This window comes from Marinifilum caeruleilacunae, assembly GCF_013141825.1.
Classification (GTDB): Bacteria; Bacteroidota; Bacteroidia; order Bacteroidales; family Marinifilaceae; genus Marinifilum; species Marinifilum caeruleilacunae.
In genome coordinates this window covers 1-440 of sequence record NZ_RZNH01000166.1, presented here as the reverse complement: position 1 = coordinate 440, position 440 = coordinate 1, and the positions used below count along the sequence as shown (strand labels likewise).

The 440-nt window shown below is 43.4% G+C and carries 1 protein-coding gene; it reads left to right on the top strand.

Annotation, left to right across the window (positions count from 1 at the left end):
* Positions 1 to 440, top strand: a 440-nt coding sequence (locus ELS83_RS21900; RefSeq protein WP_216616784.1) for a hypothetical protein, incomplete at both ends; no start/stop codon positions are given.

Below are 440 nucleotides of genomic sequence, written 5' to 3'. Positions count from 1 at the left end.
ACTTTCGCAGAAATTGCAGATAAAACTTATGGCGATGCAGCCTTCAGTTTGGAAGCAAGCGCTTCATCGGAACTGGCAGTAAGCTTTGAGTTGGTATCTGGTCCGGCTACACTGGTTGGCAACGAGATTACGATTATTGGTGCAGGTTCTGTATCTGTAAAAGCAATTCAATTGGGCGATGATAATTATGCAGCTGCAGAAGAAGTGGTAAGAACTTTCACTGTAAACAAAGCTGCTCAGAGCATTACTTTCGAAGAGATTGCAGATAAAACCTACGGTGATGCAGTCTTTGAATTAACGGCAAGTGCTTCATCGGAGTTGGCGGTAAGCTTTGAGTTGGTATCTGGTCCGGCTACACTAGTTGGCAACGAGATTACAATTACTGGAGCAGGTTCTGTATCTGTAAAAGCAATTCAGTTGGGTAATGAAAATTACGCTGC